Raw genomic sequence first — 26,127 nt, 5'->3', positions numbered from 1 at the left:
CGACCCGCTCGCTCGGATCGAGCCCGCCGCACTTTTAAGGGATTTCACCACCGGGGCGCGCAGCTCGCTCGTTCACTCGCCTAGCCGCTCCCGTCCCTCACGTTTCCGGATGCTCGTCCGCGAACCAGCGCCCCATGCGCTCGCGGACGAGCAGCATCTCTGCGCCGCTCGGCAGCCGGATCCTGAACCCCTTCTCGCGCGGCCCGAGGCCCACCATCGAGCCCATCACCTCGATCGGCTGCCAGCCGCCGGCGCCGCGGAGGCGGGCAGGGCGGCCCCGATCCGAAGCCTCGGTCTCGACGTCGACGCAGTACCAGCGCGTGGTCCGGGACGTGGCCCAGCCTGCCTCGGCGCAGAGCCGCGCTTCGGCCTCCTGCAGCGCGCGATGGGACGCCGCGAACGCTGCCCGCGGGTGCAGCACGAGGACCAAAGCGTAACCCGGTTGCAGCTGGCGAACGATGTAGCTCCGGCGGTGGGCGCGCACCGTGATCTGGCGCGGCGCGCCGAGGGGCGAGCCGGCGGCCTCGGCCAGCACGATCTGCCAGTGGGCCGCCGTGACCTTCACGTCGAAGGGATCGAGCCGGCCCGCATAGTCGATGGTCTCTCCCTCGAAATCCACGAGCGCGGCGGCATGCGCGCCCGGAATCGCGCACAGGAGATCCTCGAGGATCGAGGTGAACGAGGAGGGCGCCTGATCGCGTGGCAGCCCGCACTGGCTCCGCTTACGAGCTCCGTTGCGCGAGGTCGTCATGGCTCGATCCGAACGAGCTCGAGCAGCGCGTCGACGCCGCCGACGATCTTCGGCTCGCGCCGCAGCACCTCGAGGAGCTTGGCCTGGGCGGCGCGCGCGCGCTCGGTCACCACCTCGTCGCGCACCAGACCGCGTCGCTCCTCGACAGGTACCACCTGCGCCGGGATGCGCTCGAGGAGCATGATGACGTGCACGCCGAACGACGACGCGACCGGCGCGCTGAGGTCTCCGCGCGCGTTCAGCGCCGCCGCCGCACGCGAGAACTCGACGTCGAAATGCTGCGGCGCTGGGCTGAGCACGCGGCCCGCGGCCGTCACCGGCGGGAGCGCCTCCGCGACGACCTCGAGGCCATCCGCGGGCACGCCCTTCGCGGCGCGGATGAACGCGTCGGCGGCCGGATCGCTGGGAGGTTGCCGCGGCCCGGCGGCCGGCGGCGGCTCGGAGCTCCGGGCGACCTCGCGCGAGGACAGCGCCGCCGCCCGGATCGCGTCGGCGAGCGCCCGCGCCTTGTCACGGGTGGCCTCGCCGGCGTCCGCCGAGAGCCTCACGACGGCGTGCACGGTGCGGTATCCCTCGGGTCGATCGAGGTCGAGCCAGTGCCGTTCGGTCGCCGCGCGCAGCTCGTCGTCCGTCACGGGGCCGGCGTTCTCCGCCTCGTCTTTCAGTCGGTGGAGCAGGCGACGGGCGAGCACCGCGCTGATGTCGCGCTGCACGTCGGCGTCGCGCTCGAGGCCGCGGTCTCGCGCAGCGGCGGCGAGGAGCGCGTCGCGGATCGCCGCGTCCCGTGCGTGCGCCGGCGAGATGTGCTGCGCTGCCGCGATGCGAGCCACCGCCTCGACGGAGATGTCGAGCGCGCCCACGCGCGCCGCCACGTCGGCCGGAAGCGGCGCCGCCCCCCGCGCGGACGTCGACGAGGCAGCCCAGGCCGCGCACGCGCACAGGCACGCGACGGACGCGATCCCTCGGCGCCCAGGGCTCACGCGCTGCCCCCACGGGGGCGAAGGATCTCCGTGGACGCCTTGAGCGAGAGCCCGCCGATCACCAGGAGGTAGATGGCCTTGAAATCCTGGCGATCGCCGAGCGCGTGGACCCCGAAGGCGAAGGAGAACGCGGCGGCGACGAGGAGCAGAATCGCGAAGACATCGACTGCACGGGACACGCGCGTGAGTGTAACGCGATTTGACGTGGAACCGGCGGAGATGCGGGGACGCTGCAGGGCAGCCACCCTCGGCGAGCGGCGGCCGGGCCGCTGCTCAGCGCAGCATCATCACGACCGCCCCCAGGACGGCGAAGACGATCAAGACCAGCAGCTGCCGGACGGCGCGGTGGGTGAGCCGCCGCGCGCCGGCCGTGTATCGGCGGCCGCGGGCGACCGCGACGCCGGAGGCCGCGGTGATCAGGGCGACGGCGCAGGCCACGGCGACGGCCTGGGCCAGGAGGGCGCGGTCTGGGTCCCCGACCCGCCACGCGAGCACGAGGATGGCGAGGCTCACCAGCGCGCCGAACGCGACGATCACGGCGGCGAGCGGCGGCAGGTGGGCCCGAGGCTGCAGGAGGGGGACGTCCGGGTCCGGCTCCGGCTGGCGCCGCACCTCCCAGCGGTCGCGCCAGGAAAGCGCGAAGAGGCCCCAGGCGATCCCGCCGATGGCCGCCCGGACCGGGTCGAGGCGGGACGGCTGAAGGGAGGGTGAGGCGAGCAGCCACGTCAGCGTGACCAGCGCCAGGAAGGCAGAGATGCCGAGGTGCCGCGCCGCCCGGCGGTGGGAGGCGGCGAGCAGCGGCGCGGCGATGCCGCACAGGAAGGCGAGCGTGGCGGCGACGCTGGCGGACACGGGTGCCCCGCGGCCGAACCCGGCAGGAGCGACCGTGATCATCCAGGCGACGACCGCCGCCAGCAGCGCCTGCGGGGCGCGCCCCTCCCCGAGGCCCGGGCGCGCCGCTCCGGGCTGCGGCGCCTCGGGGCCATCCGCGGCGGACGGTCCGTCGCCCCTGCGCGCCGCCGTTCCGCCGCGCTCGTCGGGCGCAGACGCGCTCGCCTCCGCCTCGCGCGGAGCGCCGATCGAGATCGCGCCGGGAGCCTCCGTGCTCATGCGCGAGCCGCTAGGCCAGGTTTCTGAGCAAGTGGCCCACGGGCAGCACCTCCGGCGCCGGCGCGTCGGCGCCTGCCTGGCTGCTCGCGCTCCCCTCTTCCCGGGCGACCTCGAGCCCGAGGCGCTTCCAGAGGCCCGTGTCGAAGAGATGGCTCGGGCGCACGTTGCCGAGGGCGGCGAGCATGTTCTGCCGGGCCCCGGGGTGGCGCTCGTCGAGCTCCGCGAGCAGCCGGCTCACCGCCTTGCGCTGGAGGTTCTCCTGCGACCCGCACAGATCGCAGGGGATGATGGGGAAGCGCTCCTCCGCGGCGAACGCGGCGAGCTCGGCCTCGGCGCAGTAAATCAGCGGGCGGATCACGACGTTGTCGCCGTCGTCGGAGATGAGCTTCGGCGGCATGGACTTCAGCTGGCCGGCGAAGATCAGGTTCAAGAGCAGCGTCGTCACGGCGTCGTCGCGGTGGTGGCCGAGGGCGATCTTCGAGCACCCGAGCTCGCGCGCGACGCGGTAGAGGATGCCTCGCCGCAGGCGGGAGCAGAGCGAGCAGTACGTCTTGTTCTCGGGGATCTTCTCGGTGACGATCGAGTAGGTGTCCTCGGAGATCATCCGGAACTCGTGGCCACCCGCGGCCATGTAGTCGGACAGGAGGTGCCCGGGATAGCCAGGGTGTCCCTGGTCGATGTTGACCGCGATCACGCTGAACCGGACCGGCGCGCGGCGCGCGAGGTCGATGAGGAGCGCGTGCAGCGCGTAGCTGTCCTTGCCCCCCGAGACGGCGCAGAGGATCCGATCGCCGTCGGCGATCATGTCGAAGTCGGTGATGGCGCGGCCCATGGCGCGCGCGAGCTTACGGCGGAGTTGCACGGTTCAGCCGGTGAAGCCTTCAACGAGGCGGAGGAAGGTAAGCACGCCGTGACCCGTCCCGCCCTTGGAGAAGATGCCGTAGGGCTTGCTCGCCATGGACGGGCCGGCGATGTCCACGTGGGCCCACGGGACGTCCCCCACGAACTCGCGCAGGAACAGGGCCGCGGTGATCGCCCCGCCCCAGCGGTCGGCCGTGTGCTTGATGTCGGCCCAGTCGCTCTTCAGGCCGTCGCGGAGCTCGTCGACCAGCGGGAGCTGCCACATCGACTCGCCCGCCGCCTTCGCGGCGCCCCGCAGGCGATCCGCCAGATCCTCGCGGTTCGAGAAGAAGCCCGACACCGTGGGCCCGAGGGCCACGACGCAGGCGCCCGTGAGGGTCGCGTTGTCGACGATGAGGTCCGGCTTGAGCCCGCGCGCATAGGCGAGGCAGTCGGCGAGGACGAGGCGCCCCTCGGCGTCGGTGTTGATGATCTCCACCGTCTTGCCGTCGAGGGAGCCGAAGATGTCGCCCGGCCGGTAGGCCGCGCCGTCGGGCATGTTCTCGGCCGCGCCGATGATGCCGTGGACCTCGACGCTCGGCTTGGCGGCCGCGACGGCGGCCATCAGCGCGATCACGTTCGCGGCGCCGCCCATGTCGCCCTTCATCTCTTCCATGCCCGGAGCGGGCTTGATGCAGAGGCCGCCGCTGTCGAACGTCAGCCCCTTGCCCACGAAGACCAGCTTCCCCTTCGGCTTGCCGGGAGGCGCGTAGCTCATGTGGACCAGCCGAGGCTCGCGCGCGCTCCCCTGCCCCACCGCCATGATGAGCTTCATCCCCCGCTTGTTCAGCGCGGCCTTGTCGAACACCGTCACCTTGAGGCCGTGCTGCTTGCCGACCTCCGCGGCGACGCGCGCGAGCGCCTCCGGATGCATCTCGTTCGGCGGCTCGTTGACGAGGTCGCGCGCGACGCAGATCGCCTCGCCGACCTGCTGTCCGAGCGCGACGGCGTCGCGCGCCGCCTTGCCCGCCTTGCCCTCGACGACCACGGTGCCGCGCGCGAGCCCGAACTTGGGCACGCGATCGCCCGTGAAGTAGCGGGTGAACCGGTAGGACCCGAGCACGAGGCCCTCGGCGGCAGACCGCTCCGCGCGCTCGACGCCGGGCGGCACCACGACCGCGACGCTCTCGGCGCGCACGCCGTTGGCGAAGCGCGCCCCCTTCGCCGCGACCAGCCGGACATCGACGTCGGTGAGCTTGCCGGACCCGAGCCCGAGCAGCAGCACGCGGCCAGGCTTCAGCGCGCCGCGCGTCGTGAAATCGACGCTCTGATCCTTCTTCCCCGTGAAGTCGTCACGCTTGACCTGGTGGGCCACGGACTCGCCAAGCGCCTCCACGAGCCTCGCGAGCACGCCCTCACCCGTCGAAGCGCCTTCAGGCACGCCGATGACGAGGACGTCGACGGCGAGGCTCAGCGGGTCTGACGAGGCGAGGTTCACTTTGATCGGCATGCGGTCTCCTGAGCCCGGACGGGGGGGTGTATCCAGCGCGGCATCTAATCACGAAGGGCTAACCCCGTCGACGTGGACGATGCCGCAGGCGGTCGGCCCGAGGCGCGGGGGAGCACGCCTCCCCTGGCGCCGGAAGCGCGCTCCCGGGCGCGGCGGAGGCGCGCTCCCGGGCGCGGCGGAGGCGCGCTCCCGGGCGCGGCGGAGGCGCGGCGCCGCTCGGCGGCCGGCAACGACTGGCGCCGCGGCGCCTCTGTGGCGGGCCCCGCGGCGCCTCTGCCGGGATGCCTCGTGCGGCAACGCTTACGGGGACGGCGGTCCGGGCGTCCCGCCCCGAGCGCCGGATCGAGGGCGTCAGCGCCCCGATCTGTAGATGTGGATGACGTCGGCGAGGAGCTTCAGCGCCTCGGCGCGCGGGCGCTGGAACGCGTTGCGCCCCATGATCGAGCCGAAGGAGCCGCCCGCGGCCATCTCCCGCACCTCCTCCAGCACGGCGTCCGTCGCCTTGGACTCGCCGCCTGAGAAGATCACCACGCGCTTGCCGTTGAAGGTCGCCTGCACGACGTGGCGGACCCGCTCGGCGAGCGTCTGGATGGGGATGCCAAATTTTTCGTACATCTTTCTCGCCTCCTCCTGCTCGACATGAGCCGTCGGCGGCTTGACCTTGATGATGTGCGCGCCGAGCTGAGCCGCGATGGTCGCCGCGTAGGCGCAGACGTCGACGGCCGTCTCGCCCTGCTTCGACAGCCCGGCGCCGCGCGGGTAGCTCCAGACGATGACGACCAGGCCCTTGCGCCGGGCCTCGAAGGCGAGCTCGCGGAGGTCCTCGTACATCCGGTTTCTCGCGCCGGACCCGGGGTAGATGGTGTAGCCGACGCCGACGCAGCCGAGGCGGAGCGCGTCGTCGACCGATCCGGTCACCGCCGACAGGGGTTGCTCCACTTTCGCCAGCGTGTCGCTGTTGTTGAGCTTCAAGATCAGCGGCACCTGCCCCGCGAACCTGGCAGCGCCCGCCTGCAGCGACCCGAGCGGCGCCGCATACGCGTTGCACCCGGCGTCGATCGCGAGCTGAAAGTGGTAGTCGGGATCGTAGGCCTCGGGGTTCGGAGCGAACGATCGCACCGGGCCATGCTCGAACCCTTGGTCCACGGGCAGGATCACCATCTTGCCGGTGCCCGCGAGCGCGCCGTGGTTGAGCAGCCGGACGAGGCTCGTCAGCGTGCCGGGGTTCTCCGAGGCGTACCAAGAGAGGATCTGCTCTACGCGGGAGGTGAGCGCCATGAATCACTCCGTGGAGGGGGTTGCCGCCAGAACGCGCAGCCCACCTGGGCGTGAGCACGAGCCGTCCTGCCCCGCGGCCCGGGTCGACGCCAGCGAGCGAGGAAGCCCTGGCATTGTCCGAGGACCCGAGACGAACGTATCGAGCCGAACACCCCGGTCGAGCAGCGCTTGGAGGATGTTGTACGGAGCCGTCGGATACGCAATTCTCGTCGCCGCGCCGGTCGGCTCTGCGGGAGCAATCAGCAGCAGAGGCCGCGAGCGCGAGCACGTGGCGGGGCGGCGACGTCCTTGCCACCACGCGGAGGGATCATGTCGCTCTCATCGGACCAACGGAATCTGAGCTGGAAGCCGCCCGAGGCGCAGTCGCGCATCGGGATCACGCTCGAGACGTACATCCTCGAGGGAATGCTCGGGTTCCCCGCGGCGACGGGGGCGTTCACCTCGCTGCTGAACCAGTTCGGCCTGGCGGCGAAGCTCGTGACGTCGAAGGTCCGGCGCGCCGGCCTCGCCAACGTCCTCGGGTACACCGGCCAGACGAACGTGCAGGGCGAGATCGTGCAGAAGCTCGACGAGGTCGCCAACGAGACGCTGCTCAGCGTGCTCGGACGGCGCGGGCACTGCGCCGCCGTGGTGAGCGAGGAGCTCGGCGAAATGAGGCTCCTCTCCACGGATCCGCGCGCCAAGTACATCGTCGTCGTGGACCCGCTCGACGGATCGTCGAACATCGACGTGAACATCTCGATCGGCACGATCTTCGGCGTGCTCCGCAAGAGCGACGCCAAGATGGGCGCCGACCCCTCGGATTTTCTGCGCCCCGGCCGCGATCTGGTCGCGGCCGGCTACGTGCTCTACGGGTCGTCGACGCTGCTCGTCATCACCACCGGCCTCGGCGGCGTGCACGGGTTCACCTACGATCCGACCGTCGGCGAGTTCTTCCTTTCCCACGAGAACATCCGGATTCCGGAGCGCGGCTCGACCTACTCGATCAACGAGGGCCACAGCGCGCGGTGGCCCGAGGACGTGCGCCGCTGGAACACGTGGATCAAGGAGGAGAACAAGCACGAGGGGAGGCCCTACGGCGCCCGGTACGTGGGATCGCTGGTGGCGGACGCGCACCGGACGCTGCTCAAGGGCGGCATCTTCGCCTACCCCGCCGATCGAAGCGGCCAGGGCAAGCTGCGGCTGCTCTACGAAGCGAACCCGTTCGCCTTCATCTTCGAGGCCGCCGGCGGCAAGGCGAGCACGGGCTCCGATCGCATCCTCGATCTGGTGCCGAAGTCGCTCCACGAGCGCGTGCCGCTCGTCCTCGGCTCGCCCCGCGACGTCGACGACTTCGAGCAGTTCCAGCGCGGCGAGCGCTGACGCCGCGAGAGGACGCCGCCGCCCCTTCCCATTACGAGCCGAGCGTGGAGGGGGCGACCCCGCGGGTCAGACCCCCTGCGCGTCGGCGCCCCAGATCACCTTGTGGAGCTGCACCTGCACGCGGACGCGAAGGCCGTCGTCGAGCACCCACTGGACGAGATCTCTCGGCGCGAGCTTGCCCCAGACGCACGAGGCGAGCAGCGTCACGCCGCGCGCGTCGAGGCGGCGCTCGCGGATGGTGCCCCGCATCCATTCGTAGTCCGCCCGATCGGCGAGCACGAACTTGATCTCGTCGCGCGGCGTGAGATGGTCGAGGTTCGACCAGCGGTTCCGGTGGGATTCCCCGGAGCCGGGCGCCTTCAGATCCATGATCTTGTGCACGCGTGGGTCGACGCGCGACACGTCGGCCTCGCCGCTGGTCTCGACGAGGACCGTGCGGCCCGCGTCGCAGAGCTCCTTGAGGAGCGGGAGCGACCCGGGCTGGAGGAGGGGCTCCCCGCCCGTGAGCTCGACGAGCGGCGTGCCGAGGGCGAGCGCGCGCTCGAGGACGTCGCTGCGGCGGAGGCGCTTGCCGCCGTAGAAGGCCTGCGAGGTGTCGCACCAGGCGCAGCGCAGGTTGCACCCGGTGAGCCGGACGAAGGTGCACGGCAGCCCGGCGAACGTCGATTCGCCCTGCACGCTGGCGTAGATTTCGTGGACGACGAGGGTGTCTTCTTTCAAGGAAGCGACGCCTCCGAGGAGCCCGGGCCGGCCTCGGCGGCTCCGCGCCGCCGGCGACCCGCGATGAGGCCGCAAGCTTTGGCCGCGCCGACCGCGCAGCGCAAGCGGCGCGAGGCGCTCAGCCGGTGATGACGCTGACCTCGCCCGCCGCCACCGCGCGGAGGACGCCGTCCCCTCCGCGGATCAGCAGGTGCCCCTCCGGGTCGATCCCCGCCGCGACGCCGGCCACACCGGCTACCTCGACGCGGCGGCCGCGCAGCCAGTCCATCCGGGCGAGATCCTCCGCGAAGGGCGCGAGCCTTCCCGCCTCGAACCTCGACGCAGCGTCGCCGATCGCCTGGAGCAGCTCCGCCGCGAGGACCTCGCGAGGGACGTCATCGATCCCGAGCATCGCGAGCGACGTGGCCCGGCCCGAGAGCTCCGGCGGGAAGCTCGACGCGTGGACGTTCAGCCCGACGCCGACGATCACGCTGCTCACCGATTCGCCGCGCAGCTGGGCCTCGACCAGGATCCCCGCCAGCTTGCGGCCCCCGGCGAGCACGTCGTTCGGCCACTTGAGCCGCACCTCGGCGGCGGCGCCGTCGCCGCGGCGCGAACCGGGCGCGAGCCGTGCGAGCTGTCGATCGACGACCGACGCCACGGCGAGGCCCATCACGAGCGCGATGGGGGCCACGCTGCTCGCCGGGAGGCCGGGGCGCAGCACGACCGACAGGTACAAGTTCTCCCCGGGCGGAGAGTGCCAGGCGCGCCCGCCGCGCCCGCGCCCCTGGGTCTGCGCGTCGGCGAGGAACGCCGCCCCGTGCGGCGCCCCGGCGGCCGCCGCGTTCCGGGCGTCGTCGTTTGTCGACGCCGTCTCCCACGCAACGGCGAGCGGCCTCCCGATCGGCGCGCCGAGGCGCGCGAGCTCTCGCTCGATGGCCCCGGCGTCGAGCCGCCTCACAGCGAGAGATCCAGCGCGATGTCGGCCGAGCGGGCCGAGTGCGTCAGCGCGCCGACGCTGATGATGTCGATGCCCGCCGCGGCGAGCTCGGGGATGCGCTCCAGCGTGATCCCGCCGGAGACCTCGAGGAGAGGCCGGCCGTGCTGCGCCGACCGGACGCGCGCGGACGCCGTCTTGACGTCGGTCAGCGTGAAGTTGTCGAGCATGATGATGTCCGCGCCGGCAGAGAGCGCCTCGTCGAGCTCGCGGAGCGAGGCGACCTCGACCTCGATCTTCGTCGTGTGCGGGGCGCGCGCCCGGGCGCGGCCGATGGCGGTCGCGATGCCGCCCGCCGCGACGATGTGGTTGTCCTTGATGAGCACCGCGCTCCCGAGGCTGTCGCGGTGGTTGTGCGCGCCTCCGACGCGCACCGCGTAGCGCTCCAGCGCGCGCAGGCCGGGCGTCGTCTTGCGGGTGTCGCTGATGCGCACGCCGGACCCCTGCGGGATCGCCGCGGCGTAGCGGCGCGCCTCGGAGGCGACGCCGCTCATCCGCTGCGCGAAGTTGAGCGCGGTGCGCTCCGCGCTGAGGAGGGTGCGCGCGAGGCCGCGCACCGTCCAGAGCACGGCGCCGGTGTCGACCGCGGTGCCGTCCGCGATCAGCACCTCGCCCTCGACCTGCGGATCCAGGCGCTGAAAGACGCGGAGAAACACGTCCCCACCGCAAACGACGAGCGGCTTGCGCGCCACCGCCTTCGCGGTCGCGCGCGCGGAAGCGTCGACACAGGCCTCGGTGGTGAGATCGCCTCCCGCGAGATCTTCTTCCAGAGCGCGATCGATCAGGGCATCCAGCAACGGCGCAGCCAGCACAGGCATCTCCTCGAGCGCCGCAACCCCCGGCGGCGCCCCCAGGTATACTCGTTCCCGCACGCGCGCATCAGCGACGTCGCACCCCCCCGAGGTGGGCGACGCAACGCGTCATCAAGAGTCGTGCCAGGGCGTGCGAGCTCGGCGGCGCGGCTGCCCGGGACGGGAGCCCTGCGGCGCGGATGGGGCCCGCGGCGCCGAAAAGCGGTACGGTTCGCGACCTTCGCGACGCTGTGTCGCACAAATGGGGCTGACGTTCGTCTACCAGCCTGTGAGACTCTCCGAGCAACTCCAGCGCCCTCAACGGAGATCGATGCGTCCGCAGGCAGGCCAGGTCATCCACAACAAGTACCGACTCGTGCGCCTCATCGGCGACGGCGGCATGGGGAGCGTCTACGAAGCCCGCCACGAGGTGCTGGGGACGACGGTCGCCCTCAAGTTTCTCCACCCCGAGCTGTCCCGCCGCTCCGGCCTGGTGCAGCGCTTCCTGCAAGAGGCGCGCGTCTCCGCGCAGATCCAGAGCGCGCACGTGGTCCGCGTGGTCGACGTCGACCAGACCGCCGGCGGCCTGGCGTTCATCGTGATGGAGTACCTGGAGGGGAAGACGCTCCAGACGCTGTACGAGGAGCTCTACCGGGCCGGCATCCGGCTCGCCTACGCCGACGCCCTCGAGTACGCGATGCAGATGCTCGAGGGCGTCGAGGCCGCCCATCGCGCGGGCGTGGTCCACCGGGACCTCAAGCCGGACAACGTCATCATCACGAGGACGGCCAAGGGAGAGCCGCTCATCAAGCTGCTCGACTTCGGCATCGCCAAGCTGAAGGTCACGGGGGAGCTCGATCGCGGGCTCACGCGCCCGGGCGTGATCATGGGCACCCCCGAGTACATGGCGCCCGAGCAGGCCTACTCGGCGGACTCCGTCGACGCGCGCGCGGACATCTTCTCGCTGGGCGTCATCATCTTCGAGATGCTGGCCGGCCGCCGGCCGGTCGGCGGCGACGAGCCCCAGCAGATCGCGGGCGCCTACCTGTCGGGCCAGATCTCGCGGCTCTCGGACCTGGCGCCGGAGCTCGCGCCGGGCCTCTGCGCCGCCGTCCACCGCGCGATGGCGGCCTCGCCGGCCGATCGGTTCGCGACCACCGCCGAGCTCCGCGGCGCCCTCGAGCCGTTCGCCCGCGCCGCCCGCGCCCCCTCGGCGCTCACCCCCTCGCCGTCCGAGGTCAGCGTGGCGCGGTCGTCCGGGCCCGCCCTGCCCGCAGCCCTCGCCGCGCCCGCGATGCTCGCGGCCTCCGCGGCTGCGCCCGCGGCCAACCCGATGGGCGACGGTCGCACGAGCTCCGTCCCCAAGACGATCCCGCCCGAGAACGGCGGCGCACCGCACGCTGCGAGCGCCCCCCCGGGCGCGCTCGGGCCCTCGACGCCCCTGGGCGGCTTCGCCTCGGACGCCCGGGGTCCGTCGGCGTCGACGCCGGGAGCGCCAGGGTTCACGCCCAGGCCAGAGCCGTCCTCGGGCCCGTACTTCGCTCAGGGCGGCTACCCCCCGGTCGGCCAGCCTGCGACCGTGAGCGCCGCGCCCTACATGCCCCCGCAAGGGGTGCCCGGGGTGCCAGCGACGAGCTACGAGCCCGGGCCGTTCGATGTGTCGCCTCGCCCAGGCGGGACCGCGGTCGGCAACGCGCCCTTCATGGACCGGAGCTCGGCCGGCGCGTTCAACGGAGCTCCGGCGCCCGGCTACGGCGGCGCCTACGGGGGCGGCGCGCAAGGGTACATCCCCGGGACGGCGCCGATGGATCCGCTGCCCAGGACCTCGCACGCCGCCTCGGCGCACGGGGCGAAGCAGCCCGCGCGGCGCGGGACCTCGCTGTTCACCATCCTGCTGCTCGCCACGGGGATCACCGGGGCCGTCGTGGGGGGCGTGTACATCGCCAGCGAGCTCGGTCGGAGGGAGCAGGCCGACGTGGCGCCGGCCATGCCGACGTTCCAGCCGACCGCGACGGCGCCCTCGGAGCCGAGCACCCCCGCGACGACGGCGCCCCCCGCCGTGACGCCGCCCCCGGTCGAGCCGCCGCCGGTGGTCGCCAAGCCCCAGCCCCGGCCGACGTCGACCTCCACCTCGAAGCCGCCGGCGACGCCGAGCGCGACGGGGACGCAGCCGGCGCCGACGACGCGCCCCAGCGGGACGGCGATCCTCCCCAACCTGCCGCCGATCGTCATCCCGTCGACGTTCCCGTTCCCGTTCCCCGCGCCGCCCGGCGCGCAGCCGCCGGCCAACAACCCCCAGCCCACCCCGAACACGACGACCCCGGCGCCGACGACGCCGCCCACCACGCCGTCCAGCAAGCCACCACGGCGCGTGATCATCGTACCGAACAACTGACTCGCCCGGCGCAGGCGGTAGGATGCGATCTCGATGAGCAATCAGAATAGCGGTCCGCCGCCCGGATGGCCTGCGCCCCCGAGCGGCATGTACGGCCCTGGCAAGACCGTGCCCGGCGAGCCTCCGCTCGCAGGGCTCAACTCGCCTCAGGGCGCCTTCCCCGTGCCGCCCGGCACCGCGCCGCACGATCCAGGAGCCGCGGGCGGAGCCGTGCCGCGGACCATCGTCGAGGGCGGGGGCAACAGCGCGCCCCCGCCCGGCGCGCCAGCCCCTTACGGATCCCCGGCAGGCGCGTACGGCGCGCCGCCGGCAGGCGCGCCCGGCCCGTACGGGCCCGGCGCAACCGCGAATTACGGCGGCCCTCCAGGACCAGGGGGCGCCTACGGACAGCCGCTCCCGCCTCCCGCGAGCCCGTACGGCGGCTCGCCGTTCGGGGCTCCGAGCGGGGCCGCCGGCGCGCCGGGGTTTCACGGCGGCGGCGCTCCGGCGCTGCCGGGCAGCGGCGGCCCGTACGCGGCGCCGATCCCCGCCCGGCCTCGCCCGAAGAGCTCCGGCCCGACGCTCGCGCTGATCGGGATCGGCGCCTTCGTGGTCATCGGGGGCCTCACGACCGCCTTCTTCATGATGCGCAGCGGAAGCTCGTCCGAGGGCGCGACGGCGCTGCCGTCGGTCGACACGCCGCCGGCGCCGGCGTCCGTCGCCAGCGATCCGGCGCCTCCGCCGCCGGCCGCAACCACGACGCCCGAGCCGCCCCCGCCGGAGCCGGTCCCCGTCCCCGCAGCGGCCCCGAAACCGCCGCCGAAAGCACAGCCCAAGCCGGCGAACCCGACCACCACGCCGACGATCCCGTCGACGACCGCTCAGCCGACGATCCCGTCGACGCCCAGCGCGACGACCCCGACGACCACCCCGTCCGCATCCTCGACGGGCCGGAAGAAGATCATCCTGCCCGGCAGGAATTGAGCGGATCTCCGCGGCCTGCCGCGCCGTCGCGGGCGCAATCCGAAGCTTTCGCTCGAGTCCGCTTGACAAGGCGATCAGGGTGATCAGCTTCCGACCTCATGAGCAAATCCGGGATCGCCGCAGTTCTGTCCTTCCTCATTCCGGGCGTTGGGCAGCTCTACAACGGCGCGTTTCTGCGCTGCATCTTCTGGCTGATCGTCACCCCCGGCCTGTGGATCGGCACCGGCGGATGGCTCGGCTGGATCTGCCACCTGATCTCCGCCTACACCGCGTACCAGTACGCGAAGCGCTCGGGCGGCTGAGCCGCGACCCGCGAGGCGGCGCGCCGGGCCGAGCCGGCGCGCCCGCTCACGTCGCCTTCGCGAAGATCCTCTTCAGCACCTCGCCCGTCGCCGTCGGCTGACGCGAAAGCTCGCGCGGGGTGCCCTCGGCCACGATGCGCCCCCCGCCGGCGCCGCCCTCCGGGCCCAGCTCGACCACGTGATCCGCGCAAGCGATGACCGCCGGGTGGTGCTCGATGATCACCAGCGTGTCGCCGCGCTCGACCAGGCGATCGAGCACGCGGACGAGGCGCGTCACGTCCGCCAGGTGCAGGCCGGTCGTGGGCTCGTCGAGGACGTAGAGCGTCGGCTTGGGCCGCGCGCCCGCCGTCAGCTCCGCCGCGAGCTTGAGCCGCTGGGCCTCGCCGCCCGAGAGCGTGTGCGAGCCCTGGCCGATGTGGAGGTAGCCCACGCCGAGATCGCACATGGTCGAGAGCGGCGCGCGGATCCGCGGGTGCGCCGCGAAGACCTCGACCGCCTCCTCGGCGGTGAGATCGAGGACCTCGCCGACGGACAGGCCGAGGTAGCGCACGTCGAGCGTCGCCGGCTCGAAGCGCGCGCCGCCGCACGCCTCGCACGGCGTGGTCACGTCGGGCAAAAACGACATCTCGTGCGCGATGACGCCCTGCCCCTCGCACGCGGGGCACCGCCCGCCCGAGGCCGTGTTGAAGGAGAACCGCGCGGGGCCGTAGCCGCGCACCTGCGCGTCGGGACAGGCGGCGTAGAGCTTGCGAACCTCGTCCCAGACGCCCAGGAACGTCGCCGGGATCGAGCGCGGCGTCCGGCCGATGGGCGACTGGTCGACGGCCACCGCGCGCAGGATGCTCTTCGGCAGCCGCAGCGCCTTGTGCGGGCCCGGCTCGGGCGCCTCGAGCTTCAGCGCGCGGCGCGCGGCGGGGTAGAGCACCTTCTGGATCAGCGTGCTCTTCCCGGAGCCGGACACGCCGGCGACCACCGTCATCCGGCCCGCGGGGATCCGGAGCGCGTCGCCCTGGAGGTTGTGCGCCCGGGCGCCGAGGAGCTCGATGTGCTCGCGCGCCGGCGGGCGCGCCGGGCGCGCGCTGAGCAGGGCGTCCTCGCCGGCGAGCGCGCGCGCGGTCGGCGAGTCGGGGTTCGCGAGCACCTCGCGCGACGGGCCCGCCGCGACGATCCTGCCGCCCTTGCGGCCGCCGGAGGGGCCGAGATCGATCAGGTGGTCCGCGGCGCGGATCGTGTCGGCGTCGTGCTCCACCATGAGCACGGTGCTCCCCATGCTGGCGAGCCGCCGCAGGTTGGAGAGCAGCCGATCGGTGTCGCGCGGGTGGAGGCCGATGGTCGGCTCGTCGAGGACGTACAGCGCCCCGGTGAGGCCGCTGCCGAGCTGCGCCGCGAGCCGCAGGCGCTGCATCTCGCCGCCCGAGAGGGTCGACGCGCGCCGATCGAGCGTGAGATAGCCGAGGCCCACCTCGCAGACGAAGTCGAGCCGGCGGCAGAGCTCCTTGTGCGGCGCCTCGGCGATCAGCGCGCGATCGCCCGTGAAGCGCAGGCCCCTCGCCCAGGCGGCGGCCGCAGCCACCGACCGGCCCGACGCCTGGTGGTAACGCTCGCCGGCGAGCCGGACGGCCCGGGGGATCGGCGCGAGGCGCGAGCCGCCGCACGCCTCGCACGGATCGGGCGTCGCGAGCGCGTCGTCGTCGAAATCCGAGGCGCCGGTCCCCTCGCACGCCTCGCAGCGGCCCTGCTTCGTGTTGAACGAGAACCAGCGGGGATCGAGCTCCGGGACGCCGACGCCGCAGCGCGGGCAGGTGCGCGTGGTGGAGAGCAGCTGCTCGCCGCCGCGGCCGCCGGCGAGCTTCACCGCGCCCCGCCCGAACGCGAGGGCGCGATCGAAGAGCGCGCGATCGAGGGCGTCCATGCGCCCCTCGTAGATCACGAGGTCGATCGAGTGCTCGCGGCGCTTGTCGAGGCGGGGAGGGCTGTCGGTCGCGCACGGCTCGCCGTCGGCGAGCGCGCGGGTGATGCCGGCGCGGGCGGCCGCGGTGAAGACGTCGAGGTACGTCCCCTTGCGCGCCACCACCGCGGGGGCGAGCAGCGTCCGCGCGCCGCGCGTCGCGAGCAGCGAACGATAGACCTCGTCCGGCGAGCGCGCCTCGATCGGCACGTCGCAGTCCGGGCAGCGCGCCTCGCCGACCTTGGCGTAGAGCAGCCGCAGGTAGTGCGCGATCTCGGTCACGGTCGCGACGGTGGAGTTGGCGCCGGAGCGCGTGGTGCGCTGCTCAAGCGCGATCGACGGGGGTACGCCGGTGACGCGATCGACGTCCGGCCGCGGCAGCGTGGGGAGGAACTGGCGCGCGTAGGGGGTCAAGGTCTCGAGGAAGCGCCGCTGGCCCTCGGCGAAGACCACGTCGAACGCGAGGGTGCTCTTGCCGGAGCCGCTCGGGCCGGTCACGACGACGAGCTCGCCGTGCGGGATCACCGTCGAGACCTCGGCGAGGTTGTGCTCGCGGGCGCCCTCCACCTCGATGCGCCGCCGATCGAGCGACGGGCGCGCCGCGCCGTTGCCATTGCCGTTGCGTTTGCCGGATTTCGGGGCGGCGGCAGGCGCCGCGGCCTTGGCGCCGCGGCGCGGCCTCGGCGCCGCGCCGTCGCCCCGCAGCGCGAACCACTCGGCCAGCGCGCCGCCGGTCCGCGTCGCCGTCCTGGCCACCGCCTCGGGCGTCCCCTCCGCGACCACGCTCCCGCCCTCGCTGCCCGCGCCCGGCCCGAGATCGATGACCCAGTCGGCCGCCGCGATGACGTCGAGGTCGTGGTCGACCACGAGCACGGAGGCGCCCTCGGCCACGAGCACCGAGAGCGAAGCGTTGAGGTGCTTCACCTCCTCCGGGTGCAGGCCGGCGCTCGGCTCGTCGAGGAGGAAGAGCGCGCCCGCGCAGGGCTCGCCGAGCGCGCGCGCGATCTTGAGCCGCTGCGCCTCGCCGCCGGAGAGCGTCGAGAGCGGCTGGCCGAGCGTGAGGTAGCCGAGGCCGAGCTGCTTGAGCGGCGCGAGCGCCCGCCGGACCGCCGGCTCCCGCTCGAAGGCCACGAACGCCTCGTCGATCGAGAGATCGAGCACGTCGGCGACCGAGCGGCCGTCGAGCTTCACCTCGAGCACCTCGTCGCGGAAGCGCTTGCCCTTGCAGGTCGGGCAGGTCAGCGACACGTCGGCCAAGAACTGCATCTCGATCGTCTCGCTCCCCTCGCCGGCGCACGCCTCGCAGCGCCCGAGCGCGACGTTGAACGAGAAGTGGCCGGGCCCGAGATCCCGCGCCGCCGCCTCGGGCTGCTCGGCGAAGAGCGCGCGGATGCGGTTCCACGCGCCGGTGTAGGTCGCGGGGTTGCCCCGCGAGGTGCGCCCGAGCGGCGCCTGATCGACGAGCGTGACGGTGCGGATGTCGGCCGTGCCCTCGATGCGCCGGTACAGGCCCGGCGCATCGACGTCCTTGTAGCCGCGGGCCCTCGCGATGTGCCGGTAGAGCACGTCGTTCACCAGCGTGCTCTTCCCTGACCCGCTCGGCCCCGTGATCGCCACCACGACGCCGAGCGGGACGTCGACGGAGACGTCGCGCAGGTTGTTCTCGCGAGCGCCGTGGATCATGATCTTGCCGCTCGGCGACCTTCGCTCCGCGGGCGCGGCGGGCAGCGGCCTCTGCGCGGCGAGCCCCTCGGGCGGCCCGTCGAAGGTGACGCGCCCGCCCTGCTTGCCCGCGCCGGGGCCGAGCTCGACGACGCGATCGCTCGCCCGGATGACGAGGGGCTCGTGCTCGATGACGAGCACGGCGTTGCCGCGGTCGGCGAGCTCGCGCATGGCCGCGATGAGCGGCGGGATGTCCGTCGGATGCAGCCCGACGGTCGGCTCGTCGAGCACGAAGAGCGCGCCCGTCAGCGACGTGCCGAGCGCCGCGGTGAGCGCGACGCGCTGCGCCTCGCCGCCCGAGAGCGTGCGCGCCTGGCGGGAGAGCGAGAGGTAGCCGAGCCCGACGCGCTCGAGGTAGCCGAGCCGCGCGATGAGCTCGCGGCGCGCCATCTCCCCCTGGCCCGTCTGGGGGCGCTCGGCCTCGAGGCGCGCGCGCGCCTCGCGGAGCTCGAGCTCGTGCCACGCGGCGAGATCGAGGCCGCCGACGCGGTACAGGAGCGACTCGGGTGAGAGCCGCTTGCCGTGGCACGCGCCGCACACGTCGTAGGTGCGGTAGCGCGCGAGCAGCACGCGGACGTGCATCTTGTAGGTGCGCGTCTCGAGCCAGCGGAACCAGGCCTTCACGCCGGGGTACTTGCCCTGGCTCCACGTGCCCTCGCCCTCGAGCACGAGCGCGCGCTGCGCCTCGGAGAGATCGCGCCACGGCCGATCGGTGCGGATCCCGTTCCGCTCGCAGAACGCGCGGAGCACCTTCCGCTCCCACGTGGTGGAGCGGCCGTTCCAGGGGCGGATCGCGCCGCCCGCGATCGACTTCGACGGGTCCGGGATCACCTTGTCGTAGTCGATGCCGAGGGTGCGGCCGAAGCCGCGGCACGAGGCGCACGCGCCGGTCGGCGACTGGTATGAGAAGAGCCCCGGGCGCGGCGGATCGAAGGCGCGGGCGCACGAGGGGCAGGCGAGCCCGCGCACGAGCCGGAGCCGCGTCGACCCCGCCCCGTTGCCGCCCGGCTCCTCGGCCTTGCGCTGCAGGTGGAGCGACGCGTCGCCTCCCCCGCCCTTCCACGCCTCCTCGATGGCGGCGCCGAGGCGCCGGCGCTCCCGCGGGGCGACGCGGACGCGATCGACGATGACCTCGACCTTGTCGGTGCCGCTCATCGCCTCGGAGGGCGCCACGCTGTCGAGGTCGCGCGCCTCGCCGCGGACGAGCAGGCGCCGGTAGCCGGCGGCGAGCAGCGACTCGCGCACGTCGAGGAACCGCTCGGTCCCCGCGACGGCGACCGGGTACGTGACGAGCGCGGTCGCGCCCTCGTGCTGGCTCGCGGCGAGCTCGGCCGCGCGCACCGGGTCGGTCCGCGCCGCCGGCGCCTCGCAGGACGGGCAGACGGGCACCGCCTCGCGCGCGAAGAGCGCGCAGAAGTACGGCTCGAGGTCGGCCATCGTGGCGACGGTCGACCGCGAGCTCTTGACCGGCGCGCGGCGGTCGACGGCGACGCCGGCCGCCACGGGCTCGAGCGCGTCGATCGGCGGCCGCTCGAGCCGCTCGAGGAACTGACGAGCGTACGGGCTGAAGCTCTCGACGAACCGGCGCTGCCCTTCGGAGTAGAGCGTGTCGAGCGCGAGCGAGGACTTGCCGGCGCCGGACACGCCGGCGATGGCCACGAGCTCGCCGGGCCGGAAGTCGAGGTCGATGCCCTGGAGGTTGTGCGTGCGGGCGCCGCGGAGACAGATGGATTGCATAGGAGGCGCGGATGGGTGGGCCCCGCGGGGTGGCGTCCGGGGTGGACAGGCCCGCGTGAAACCGCGAGTGTTTAGCCCCCTTTCCGCCCATCGTCGCGGACGATCGTACGTGACGGCGCGCAGCGCACGCGCGTCGTGGCATTGCGCTGTTCGGCGCGGGATTCTCGCGTTCGTGTCGAGGCGCGCGGCGGGAGCGCGCGTGCTCCGAGCTGCTCCGTCTGCCCGGTGCGTCCGCCGCGACCGACGGACTCAGCGGCTGATCGCGCTGGATTCAGCAGCTAACCGCGGCGGCCCCAGCGGCTAACCACCGTTGACGAGGAGGACAGAGACGTAGCCGTAATCGTTGCTGTTCCAGTTGCGGCTCAACGTCTGGCCGCACATCCCGATGTTGTACGTGCCCGGGCTGAGGCCGGTAATGACGGCGCTGAGCCCGAAGGGCACGCGCGTGCCTGGGGGGACCCTGCCCCCGGTCATCCCGAGGCCGACCGTCTGAATCGGGCCGAACACCGGGGGGCCCTCCGGCTCGGAAAGATCCTGCTGGTAGCACATGAACAGGCTGAGGCTGTTCGCCGACTCGGTGCCCGATCCCAGGTACCGATGCGCGGTCGCGTAGATCGACTGGCTCCCCGACGAGACCGCCACCTTGACCGTCGGGCCGAAGAAGTCGACGGCCACGCCCGACGGGAGCGTGAGGTGCGGGCCGACGCCGCTGGCCATCACCGAGAGCACGACCCCCTGGGGCCCGGTCGGCCCAGTGGGGCCCGTGAAACCGCGGGGCCCCTGAGGCCCGACGGGGCCCTCGGGACCGACCGGACCCACTGGACCTTGAGGGCCCGTCGGACCGATCGGACCCTCCGGGCCGATCGGACCTATCGGACCTTGAGGGCCCATGGGACCGATCGGACCGATCGGTCCCATGGGGCCGACCGGGCCCTCCGGCCCGATCGGGCCCGCCGCCCCAGCAGGCCCGACCGGGCCTTCCGGGCCCCTGGGCCCCACCGGGCCTTCCGGTCCCGTGGGGCCGGCTGGCCCCGTTGCGCCCGTCGGACCCGCGGGACCCGTCGGCCCTTCCGGGCCCGTCGCGCCGGTCGGCCCGGTGGGGCCCGGCGGCCCTTGCGGCCCTTCCGGCCCTTCGAGCCCTGCCGGCGAACCGACCCACTCCCCGTCCTCGTTGATCACCTGGCCGCCGTTCACGACGACCCCGCTCCCGTCGATCACCACCGTGCTGCCGTTCGCGGTGTTCACCGTGACCGAGGTCGGCGTGATGTCGCCGTTCACGTTGCCGGCGAGGAGCGCGTACGGCACGCTCGCGACCGTCGCGCGCGGCTTCAGCTCGACGTCGTCGCCGACCGTGATGCCGAGGTACCGCTCGGCGCCGTCGAAGATCGCACCCTGGAACGGCGTGATCGAGCCGAGGCGCACCGAGAAGAAGCCGTCCTCGAACGTGATCGCGTGGACCTCGCTCCAGATGGGGATCGACGCGTCGCGAGCGTCGTAGAGGGCGAAGACGACGTCGAGCGTCTCGTTGATCGGCGCGTCGCGATCGTCGAAGAGCCGGCCCTGGTGGGTGATGGTGGCCGGCACCGCCGCGGCCGCGGTCCCTGCGCTCGCGAGAGCGCCCGCCGCCAGGGCGGAGGCCGTCATGCGCCGCGCGATCCTCGATGTCCTCATCGCCACATCCTCGTCATGGCAAGCTCCCGTTGGCTCCGAGGAGCCCACCCTGCATCCGCACCTTGGGCGAGGCCGACGTCCCCTGGTTCTGCGTCGGCTGGCCGAGCGTGAACACCATCCGGTAGCGGGAGCTCCTCGCGACCTCGCCGGCGGTCACCGTCTCGGTCGCCTCCACGCCCGTCTCCGCGGGCACGCTCCCGCCCTGCCCCTCGCCGCCGTGCCCGGCCCCGCCGCCCTCCCCGCCGCTGCCGGAGCTCGCGCCCTGACCGCCGTCGCCCCCGACCCCGGCGCCGCTCGCGTATGGCGCGTCGACCATCGAGTCGGCGGCGCAGCTGCAGCTCCACGCGGGGGCCACCGCAGAGATCGCCACCACCGCTCCGAGCCAGGCGGAAAAGCCCCGTCCGCGATTCACTCCGTCCTCCGGCCCGACAGCACGTCGCGCTCGATGCATCCATTGGACGAGCAGCGGCGCTCGGCGTCAAGCGACCGCGCCGCGGCCGCGCGGCACAGAAGCGACGGCGCGGCGCCGCAGGGCGCCGCACGGGACCGCACGACCCCACACAGGGCCGCGCCGCCCCGGCGCGCCGGCGCGATCCGCCGCCCCGGCGCGCCGGCCACGGCGCCATGCGCGGAGAGGCGGTGGACAGACGGCGGCGCGCGCGCTATGCGGCCGCGTGAGCCGCGCTGGCAAAGAGAAGGAACGAGAGGGGGAGAAGCTCATCGTGCGCAACAAGCGCGCGACGTTCGACTACACCCTCGACGATCGGTTCGAGGCGGGGTTGGTGCTGCTCGGCAGCGAGGTGAAGATGCTCCGCGAGGGCGCCGCCGAGCTGACGGACAGCTGGTGCGCCATCGAGCACGGCGAGGTGTTCCTGAAGGGCGTCAACATCCCCGTGATGCCCGGGGCCGCCTTCGGGCACGAGGCGAAGCGCCCGCGCAAGCTGCTGCTCCACGAGGCCGAGATCGAGGCGATCCGCAAGGGCGTGGAGCGCGAGGGCATGACCGTGATCGCGACCCGCCTCTACTTCAAGAACGGCCGCGTGAAGGCCGAGATCGCCCTCGCGAAGGGGAAGAAGACCGTCGACAAACGCGAGAGCCTGAAGGAGAAGGACGCCGCCCGCGAGGCCCGCGCGGCGATCGAGCGGGCCCGCGGCGGCGGCGACCGCGGGCGCAGCCCCGCGCCCCGCGCGGCGCGCGGCGAGGCTCGACCGAACCCCCGGAGGCCGGAATGAGCTGGCATCTCACCTGGTCGAGGGGCGGCGAGGCGGAGCTCGTCGAGCTCGACGGCGACCGCGTGCGGCTCCGCTCGACCGCATCGTCGGCCCCCGGAGCGCGCGTCGAGGGCGCGCTCCGGTCGACGGGGACGGCGATCCGGCTGAAGGTGGCCCGGTGCCGCCTGCGCGCCCCCCACGAGCCCACCGAACAAGCGCCGGCCGAACGCATCTACGAGCTCGAAGGCCGGCTCATCGACGCGACGCGTGAGGTCCGCGCCGAGCTCGCGCGGCTCGTCGGCAGCGAGCGTCCGGGCTGATCCGCGCCGCGCGGCGGCGGCGGAGCTGTCCGCGCTGCACCACGGCGGGCGTCCGGGCCGATCGGGACCCCGCTGCGGCCCGTTCGGCAGCAGGTGTTGCGGTGACTCACGGCGACACTTACGCTGGTGATCTATGAAAATCGCGTCGCGCCCTCGTGTAATTTTGCGGCGCTGCTCGACGTATGATGTGGAGAAGATCCGCAGCATCGTGCGCAGCGGTCTCGAGGAGCTCTCGCTGCGCCCCCGCGGCCGGACGCTCATCAAGCCGAACGTCGTCGCGTCCGGCGCGCACTTCCCGCACGCCTATACGCGGCCCGAGTTCATCGAGGGGGTGATCGGCGCGCTCAGGGATCGCGACGACGGGCGCGTGACCGAGCTCGCCGTCGGCGAGCGGTGCGGCATCACGCTCCCGACCCGCATGACCTACGAGGGCGCCGGCTATTACCCGATGTTCCGGCGGACCGGGGTCAAGCACTACCACTTCGAGGAAGAGCAGCAGGTCGAGATCCGGCTCACGCACGAGGGCCGGCTGCGCGACTACCTGTTCACGCCGGAGCCCGTCGCGAAGGCCGACTTCTTCGTGAACTGCCCCAAGTTCAAGTCGCACCCCTGGACCACCGTGACCTTCTCGATGAAGAACTACATCGGGATCCAGGACGACCGGCACCGGCTCATCGATCACGACCACCGGCTGAACGAGAAGGTCGCCGACCTCCAGTACATCGTGCAGCCGCAGTTCATCGCGATCGACGCCATCACCGCCGGCGAGGGCCGGATGCTCACCCCGACGCCGTTCGACCTCGGCCTCATCATTATGGGGAACAACCAGGTCGCCTTCGATTCGGTCTGCTGCCAGATCATCGGCGTCGATCCGAGGAGCGTCGACCACATCCGCCTGGCCTCCGAGCGCGGCTTCGGCCCGATGGACCTCGGCGAGATCGAGATCACCGGCGACGTGACGCTCGAGGAGGCGAAGCAGAAGGCCAAGGGGTTCAAGGTGGGCCTCGTCCGCGTCGAGAAGTACTTCGAGGGCACCAACATCACCGCCTACGCGGGCACGCCGCCCGAGCCCGAGCACACCGACTACTGCTGGGGCGGCTGCCCAGGCGCCATCGAGGAGGCGATCGAGATCTTGCGCGAGTACGACAAGGAGTGCGACGCGAAGATGCCGCGGATGCACGTGGTGTTCGGCGCCTACGAGGGCCCCATCGACGCCAAGCCGGGCGAGAAGGTGGTCTTCATCGGCGACTGCGCGACGTACAAGGGCAAGATCGGCGATCAGCTGATCAGCATCGACAGCCTGTACCGCGAGCGCAGCGCGCGCGACCCCTACACCGCGAAGCACGACGACGTGCTGGCGAAGATGGTGAAGGTGACGACGAAGCTCGCGAAGGCCCGGAACGAGAGCGTCATCCGGCTCGAGGGCTGCCCCGTCAGCGTGGCGGAGCAGGTGCTCACGCTCGTCACGCTGGGCAAGACGAAGAACCCCTACTTCGCCGCCGATCAGGTGCTCGAGTTCAACAAGGCCTACGTCGCCTGGCGCGGGGCCTCGCTCGCGAAGCGCCTCGCCGGCAAGCCCTACCAGGTCCACGGGGCGTGCTCGCGCGGCGAGGCCGCCCCGGAGCTCCCCGCCGAGCCGCCTACCCCGCCGGCCGCAGAGTGAGGTCGAAGAGGACCTCGAGCTCGTCCCGCACCTTGAAGGCGCCGAGCGGCCCCTTGACCTCGCGCACGCCGAGCGCAGCCAGCGAGAGCTGACAGCCCCCCGTCACCCCGATGCGCCCCTCGCCGAGATCGCGCGAGGACAGGCGCGCCGCGAGCGCGGCGCTCCTCGAGGCGACCTGCACGCGCACGTCGGCGCGATCGCGCGCGGCCCCCGAGGCGCGGACCTCCACGACATCGGTGCCCCCGAGCACCTCGCCCTGGATGCGGCGCTCGATGTCGCGGCGATCCCCGGCCGAGAGCGCGTCCGGGTCGAGCCGGTCGCCGCGCAGGACGCCCGCGACGCGGAGATCGGCGACGCGGACCTCGAGCTCGGCGGTCCATGCGTCGCCGTCGAGCCGCGCCCGGCCGCGCAGCGCTGGCGCGGTGATCTCGAGGTCGTGCGCGAGCCGGGCGAGCATCCCGGCGGCGCGGGTGCGGATCGTCAGGCGGGACGCGGCAGGATCAAGGTGCAGCTCGTTCACGGGACGGGGTTCCTTGGGACGCCTTCAGGAAGGACGACGCCGCGCTCAGCGGCGCTTGGAGCGGCGCGGTCCGTCAGGGACCAGCACGTACCGGCTCGAGGCCGGCTCGGGCTGGCGGAGGAGCTCGGCGCGGAGCAGCGCCTCGGAGAGCCGCGCCTCGATGACCTCGTCCGTGACGCCGGGCTCCAGGGTCACCACCGCGGCCTGGATGTCGCGCGCCAGCGCGTCGAACTCCGCGCTGTCGAAGGCGTAGATGTCGTCGGGGAACAGGAGCGCGAGCGGCTTCCGCTCCACGGCCGTGTTCGTCAGCGCCGCGAGGTCGCTCTCGACGATGAGCATGACGCGGGCCCGCAGGCACATCCCCCTGCAGCGCGCCGCGAGCGCCTCCGCCGAGCCGACGAGCAGGACCGAGCGAGGCGTGTTGACCGCCTTGGTGGCCTCGTCGTCGTCGTGAGTCATCCCTCGAAGAGTACGTGAACGGGCGGATGAAACCATCCCCCTCGCGTCGCCAGCAGCTCCGCGCCTCAGCACGGCGGTCGAGCGGCCGGTCGCGGCCGCCGGCCGGCCGCGGTCGCCGGAACGAGCGCCCCCGCCGCCGCGGCGCGCGACGCTACTCCCTGCAGCGCGCCGCCGCGGCGAGCGCGAGGAGAACGGCGCTCAGCGCGAGCAAGCCGGCGCTCGCCGGCTGCCCGAGCCCGAGCGGCGCGGGACCGCCGAGGAGGTTCACGGCGTTGCCCCGCGGCATCAGCGCGCCGACCACACCGGCCGAGCCTCCGAAGAGGAAATCGGCCGCGAGCGGCGCGAAGCGGCCGAGGCCGCGCCGGTGGAAGGTCGCGCCGAGCGAGAACCAGCCGGCGTAGGCGGCGCCGACGAGCGCGCCGATCCACCCACTGATGAGCATGTCTTGGACAAACGGCGCAGCGCCGGGCCCCTGGGCGGTCGCGACGACGACGACGGCGAGCAGCGCGCCCACACCGGCGGCGGCGAGGGCCGTGGCCAGGGCGATGCCGAGCGCGACATGGTGGGAGGACGCGCCGAAGCGGGCCGCCGGCCAGGCCGCGTCGCGCAGGGCGGTCCGATCCGCGGCGTCGGCGGCGAGGGCGAAGATCGTGAGCGGTGTGACCAGGCGGAACGTGGCGAGCAGCGCCCGGTCGACGGCGCCGGACGACCCGAACGCGAGCTCGATCACCGCCGCCGCGACCGCGAGCGCCACGCCGAGGCCGAGCGCCAGCAGCGGGCGCCGCGCGCGGAGGCGGCTCAGGGCCATCTCGATGCCGAGCCGGACGCCCACCCGCGCGGGGGTCCCCCGCTCGGAGCCCCCCTCGGCGGGGGGGACCGGCGGCGCTGCGTCCATCGG

Annotated in this window: 23 protein-coding genes; 7 read left to right on the top strand and 16 right to left on the bottom strand. The window is 73.3% G+C overall.

All coding sequences use genetic code 11. From position 1 onward, the window contains the following. Positions 1 to 97 precede the first annotated feature (97 nt). The 7 genes from WMF33_RS14995 to WMF33_RS14965 all read right to left on the bottom strand — a co-directional run bounded on the left by WMF33_RS14995 (position 98) and on the right by WMF33_RS14965 (position 6,469). A complete protein-coding gene (locus WMF33_RS14995) occupies positions 98 to 751 on the bottom strand; it encodes a roadblock/LC7 domain-containing protein (RefSeq protein ID WP_020735051.1) in 654 nt (217 codons plus the stop codon). Continuing rightward, positions 748 to 1,611 (bottom strand): peptidylprolyl isomerase, encoded by an 864-nt coding sequence (locus WMF33_RS14990; RefSeq protein ID WP_437337764.1) that lies wholly within the window; start codon positions 1,609 to 1,611, stop codon positions 748 to 750. The genes WMF33_RS14995 and WMF33_RS14990 overlap by 4 nt, the downstream gene beginning before the upstream one ends. A gap of 116 nt (positions 1,612 to 1,727) precedes the next feature. Next, positions 1,728 to 1,910, bottom strand: a complete 183-nt coding sequence (locus tag WMF33_RS14985; RefSeq protein ID WP_020735049.1) for a hypothetical protein — start codon at positions 1,908 to 1,910, stop codon at positions 1,728 to 1,730. 94 nt (positions 1,911 to 2,004) lie between these two features. Further along, positions 2,005 to 2,841: a hypothetical protein gene (locus tag WMF33_RS14980; protein ID WP_437337763.1), complete on the bottom strand. Its 837-nt coding sequence runs from the start codon at positions 2,839 to 2,841 to the stop codon at positions 2,005 to 2,007. Between the two features lie 10 nt (positions 2,842 to 2,851). Then, positions 2,852 to 3,703: a tRNA 2-thiocytidine(32) synthetase TtcA gene (gene ttcA, locus WMF33_RS14975; RefSeq protein WP_061625284.1), complete on the bottom strand. Its 852-nt coding sequence runs from the start codon at positions 3,701 to 3,703 to the stop codon at positions 2,852 to 2,854. A 3-nt stretch (positions 3,704 to 3,706) separates the two neighbouring features. Further along, a complete protein-coding gene (locus WMF33_RS14970) occupies positions 3,707 to 5,191 on the bottom strand; it encodes a leucyl aminopeptidase (RefSeq protein ID WP_437337762.1) in 1,485 nt (494 codons plus the stop codon). Between the two features lie 351 nt (positions 5,192 to 5,542). Beyond that, on the bottom strand, positions 5,543 to 6,469 hold the full coding sequence (locus WMF33_RS14965) for a class I fructose-bisphosphate aldolase (RefSeq protein WP_437337761.1): 927 nt from the start codon (positions 6,467 to 6,469) through the stop codon (positions 5,543 to 5,545). A 309-nt stretch (positions 6,470 to 6,778) separates the two neighbouring features. Here WMF33_RS14965 and fbp point away from each other — a divergent pair, with 309 nt between their 5' ends. Continuing rightward, positions 6,779 to 7,831, top strand: a complete 1,053-nt coding sequence (fbp, locus tag WMF33_RS14960; protein ID WP_437320021.1) for a class 1 fructose-bisphosphatase — start codon at positions 6,779 to 6,781, stop codon at positions 7,829 to 7,831. Between the two features lie 66 nt (positions 7,832 to 7,897). Here the strand turns inward: fbp and WMF33_RS14955 are convergent, their stop codons facing one another. From WMF33_RS14955 to nadC, 3 genes are all read right to left on the bottom strand, one after another. Next, positions 7,898 to 8,551 carry a radical SAM protein gene (locus WMF33_RS14955; protein WP_437337760.1) on the bottom strand — a complete coding sequence of 218 codons (654 nt, stop codon included), beginning with the start codon at positions 8,549 to 8,551 and terminating at the stop codon, positions 7,898 to 7,900. Positions 8,552 to 8,669: 118 nt separating this feature from the next. Continuing rightward, positions 8,670 to 9,491 carry a biotin--[acetyl-CoA-carboxylase] ligase gene (locus WMF33_RS14950; RefSeq protein WP_437337759.1) on the bottom strand — a complete coding sequence of 274 codons (822 nt, stop codon included), beginning with the start codon at positions 9,489 to 9,491 and terminating at the stop codon, positions 8,670 to 8,672. Further along, positions 9,488 to 10,339, bottom strand: coding sequence for a carboxylating nicotinate-nucleotide diphosphorylase (gene nadC, locus WMF33_RS14945; protein ID WP_437339485.1), 852 nt, complete (start codon positions 10,337 to 10,339; stop codon positions 9,488 to 9,490). Before nadC ends, WMF33_RS14950 begins: the two co-directional genes overlap by 4 nt. A gap of 310 nt (positions 10,340 to 10,649) precedes the next feature. Here nadC and WMF33_RS14940 point away from each other — a divergent pair, with 310 nt between their 5' ends. The 3 genes from WMF33_RS14940 (at position 10,650) to WMF33_RS14930 (ending at position 13,978) form a co-directional block, all read left to right on the top strand. Next, positions 10,650 to 12,713, top strand: a complete 2,064-nt coding sequence (locus WMF33_RS14940) for a protein kinase domain-containing protein (RefSeq protein ID WP_437337758.1) — start codon at positions 10,650 to 10,652, stop codon at positions 12,711 to 12,713. A 33-nt stretch (positions 12,714 to 12,746) separates the two neighbouring features. After that, a complete protein-coding gene (locus WMF33_RS14935) occupies positions 12,747 to 13,676 on the top strand; it encodes a hypothetical protein (protein WP_437337757.1) in 930 nt (309 codons plus the stop codon). A 98-nt stretch (positions 13,677 to 13,774) separates the two neighbouring features. Next, a complete protein-coding gene (locus WMF33_RS14930) occupies positions 13,775 to 13,978 on the top strand; it encodes a hypothetical protein (protein ID WP_020735039.1) in 204 nt (67 codons plus the stop codon). Positions 13,979 to 14,024: 46 nt separating this feature from the next. On the opposite strand, the gene uvrA is transcribed toward WMF33_RS14930, so the two are convergent. The 3 genes from uvrA to WMF33_RS14915 all read right to left on the bottom strand — a co-directional run bounded on the left by uvrA (position 14,025) and on the right by WMF33_RS14915 (position 21,426). Then, complete coding sequence (gene uvrA, locus WMF33_RS14925; protein WP_437337756.1) at positions 14,025 to 19,385, bottom strand: excinuclease ABC subunit UvrA; 5,361 nt, start codon at positions 19,383 to 19,385, stop codon at positions 14,025 to 14,027. Between the two features lie 300 nt (positions 19,386 to 19,685). Then, positions 19,686 to 21,056: a collagen-like protein gene (locus tag WMF33_RS14920; RefSeq protein WP_437337755.1), complete on the bottom strand. Its 1,371-nt coding sequence runs from the start codon at positions 21,054 to 21,056 to the stop codon at positions 19,686 to 19,688. Positions 21,057 to 21,069: 13 nt separating this feature from the next. Further along, positions 21,070 to 21,426, bottom strand: coding sequence for a hypothetical protein (locus WMF33_RS14915; protein WP_437337754.1), 357 nt, complete (start codon positions 21,424 to 21,426; stop codon positions 21,070 to 21,072). A gap of 304 nt (positions 21,427 to 21,730) precedes the next feature. On the opposite strand from WMF33_RS14915, the gene smpB reads away from it, so the two are divergent. The 3 genes from smpB (at position 21,731) to WMF33_RS14900 (ending at position 24,250) form a co-directional block, all read left to right on the top strand. Then, on the top strand, positions 21,731 to 22,288 hold the full coding sequence (gene smpB / locus WMF33_RS14910; protein WP_437337753.1) for an SsrA-binding protein SmpB: 558 nt from the start codon (positions 21,731 to 21,733) through the stop codon (positions 22,286 to 22,288). Continuing rightward, a complete protein-coding gene (locus WMF33_RS14905) occupies positions 22,285 to 22,587 on the top strand; it encodes a hypothetical protein (protein WP_061621826.1) in 303 nt (100 codons plus the stop codon). Before smpB ends, WMF33_RS14905 begins: the two co-directional genes overlap by 4 nt. A gap of 208 nt (positions 22,588 to 22,795) precedes the next feature. Further along, complete coding sequence (locus WMF33_RS14900) at positions 22,796 to 24,250, top strand: DUF362 domain-containing protein (RefSeq protein ID WP_437337752.1); 1,455 nt, start codon at positions 22,796 to 22,798, stop codon at positions 24,248 to 24,250. Here the strand turns inward: WMF33_RS14900 and WMF33_RS14895 are convergent. The 3 genes from WMF33_RS14895 to WMF33_RS14885 form a co-directional block, all read right to left on the bottom strand. Then, on the bottom strand, positions 24,228 to 24,770 hold the full coding sequence (locus WMF33_RS14895; protein WP_437337751.1) for a hypothetical protein: 543 nt from the start codon (positions 24,768 to 24,770) through the stop codon (positions 24,228 to 24,230). The genes WMF33_RS14900 and WMF33_RS14895 overlap by 23 nt on opposite strands. Before the next feature lie 45 nt (positions 24,771 to 24,815). After that, a complete protein-coding gene (locus tag WMF33_RS14890) occupies positions 24,816 to 25,229 on the bottom strand; it encodes a hypothetical protein (protein WP_437337750.1) in 414 nt (137 codons plus the stop codon). A 151-nt stretch (positions 25,230 to 25,380) separates the two neighbouring features. After that, a complete protein-coding gene (locus WMF33_RS14885) occupies positions 25,381 to 26,124 on the bottom strand; it encodes a hypothetical protein (RefSeq protein ID WP_437337749.1) in 744 nt (247 codons plus the stop codon). Positions 26,125 to 26,127: the final 3 nt, after the last annotated feature.

The sequence above is a fragment of the Sorangium sp. So ce394 genome (assembly GCF_051474665.1).
GTDB lineage: Bacteria > Myxococcota_A > Polyangia > Polyangiales > Polyangiaceae > Sorangium > Sorangium cellulosum_D.
The sequence above is the reverse complement of the archived record's forward strand: the minus strand, read 5'-3'. Positions and strand labels throughout refer to the sequence as shown.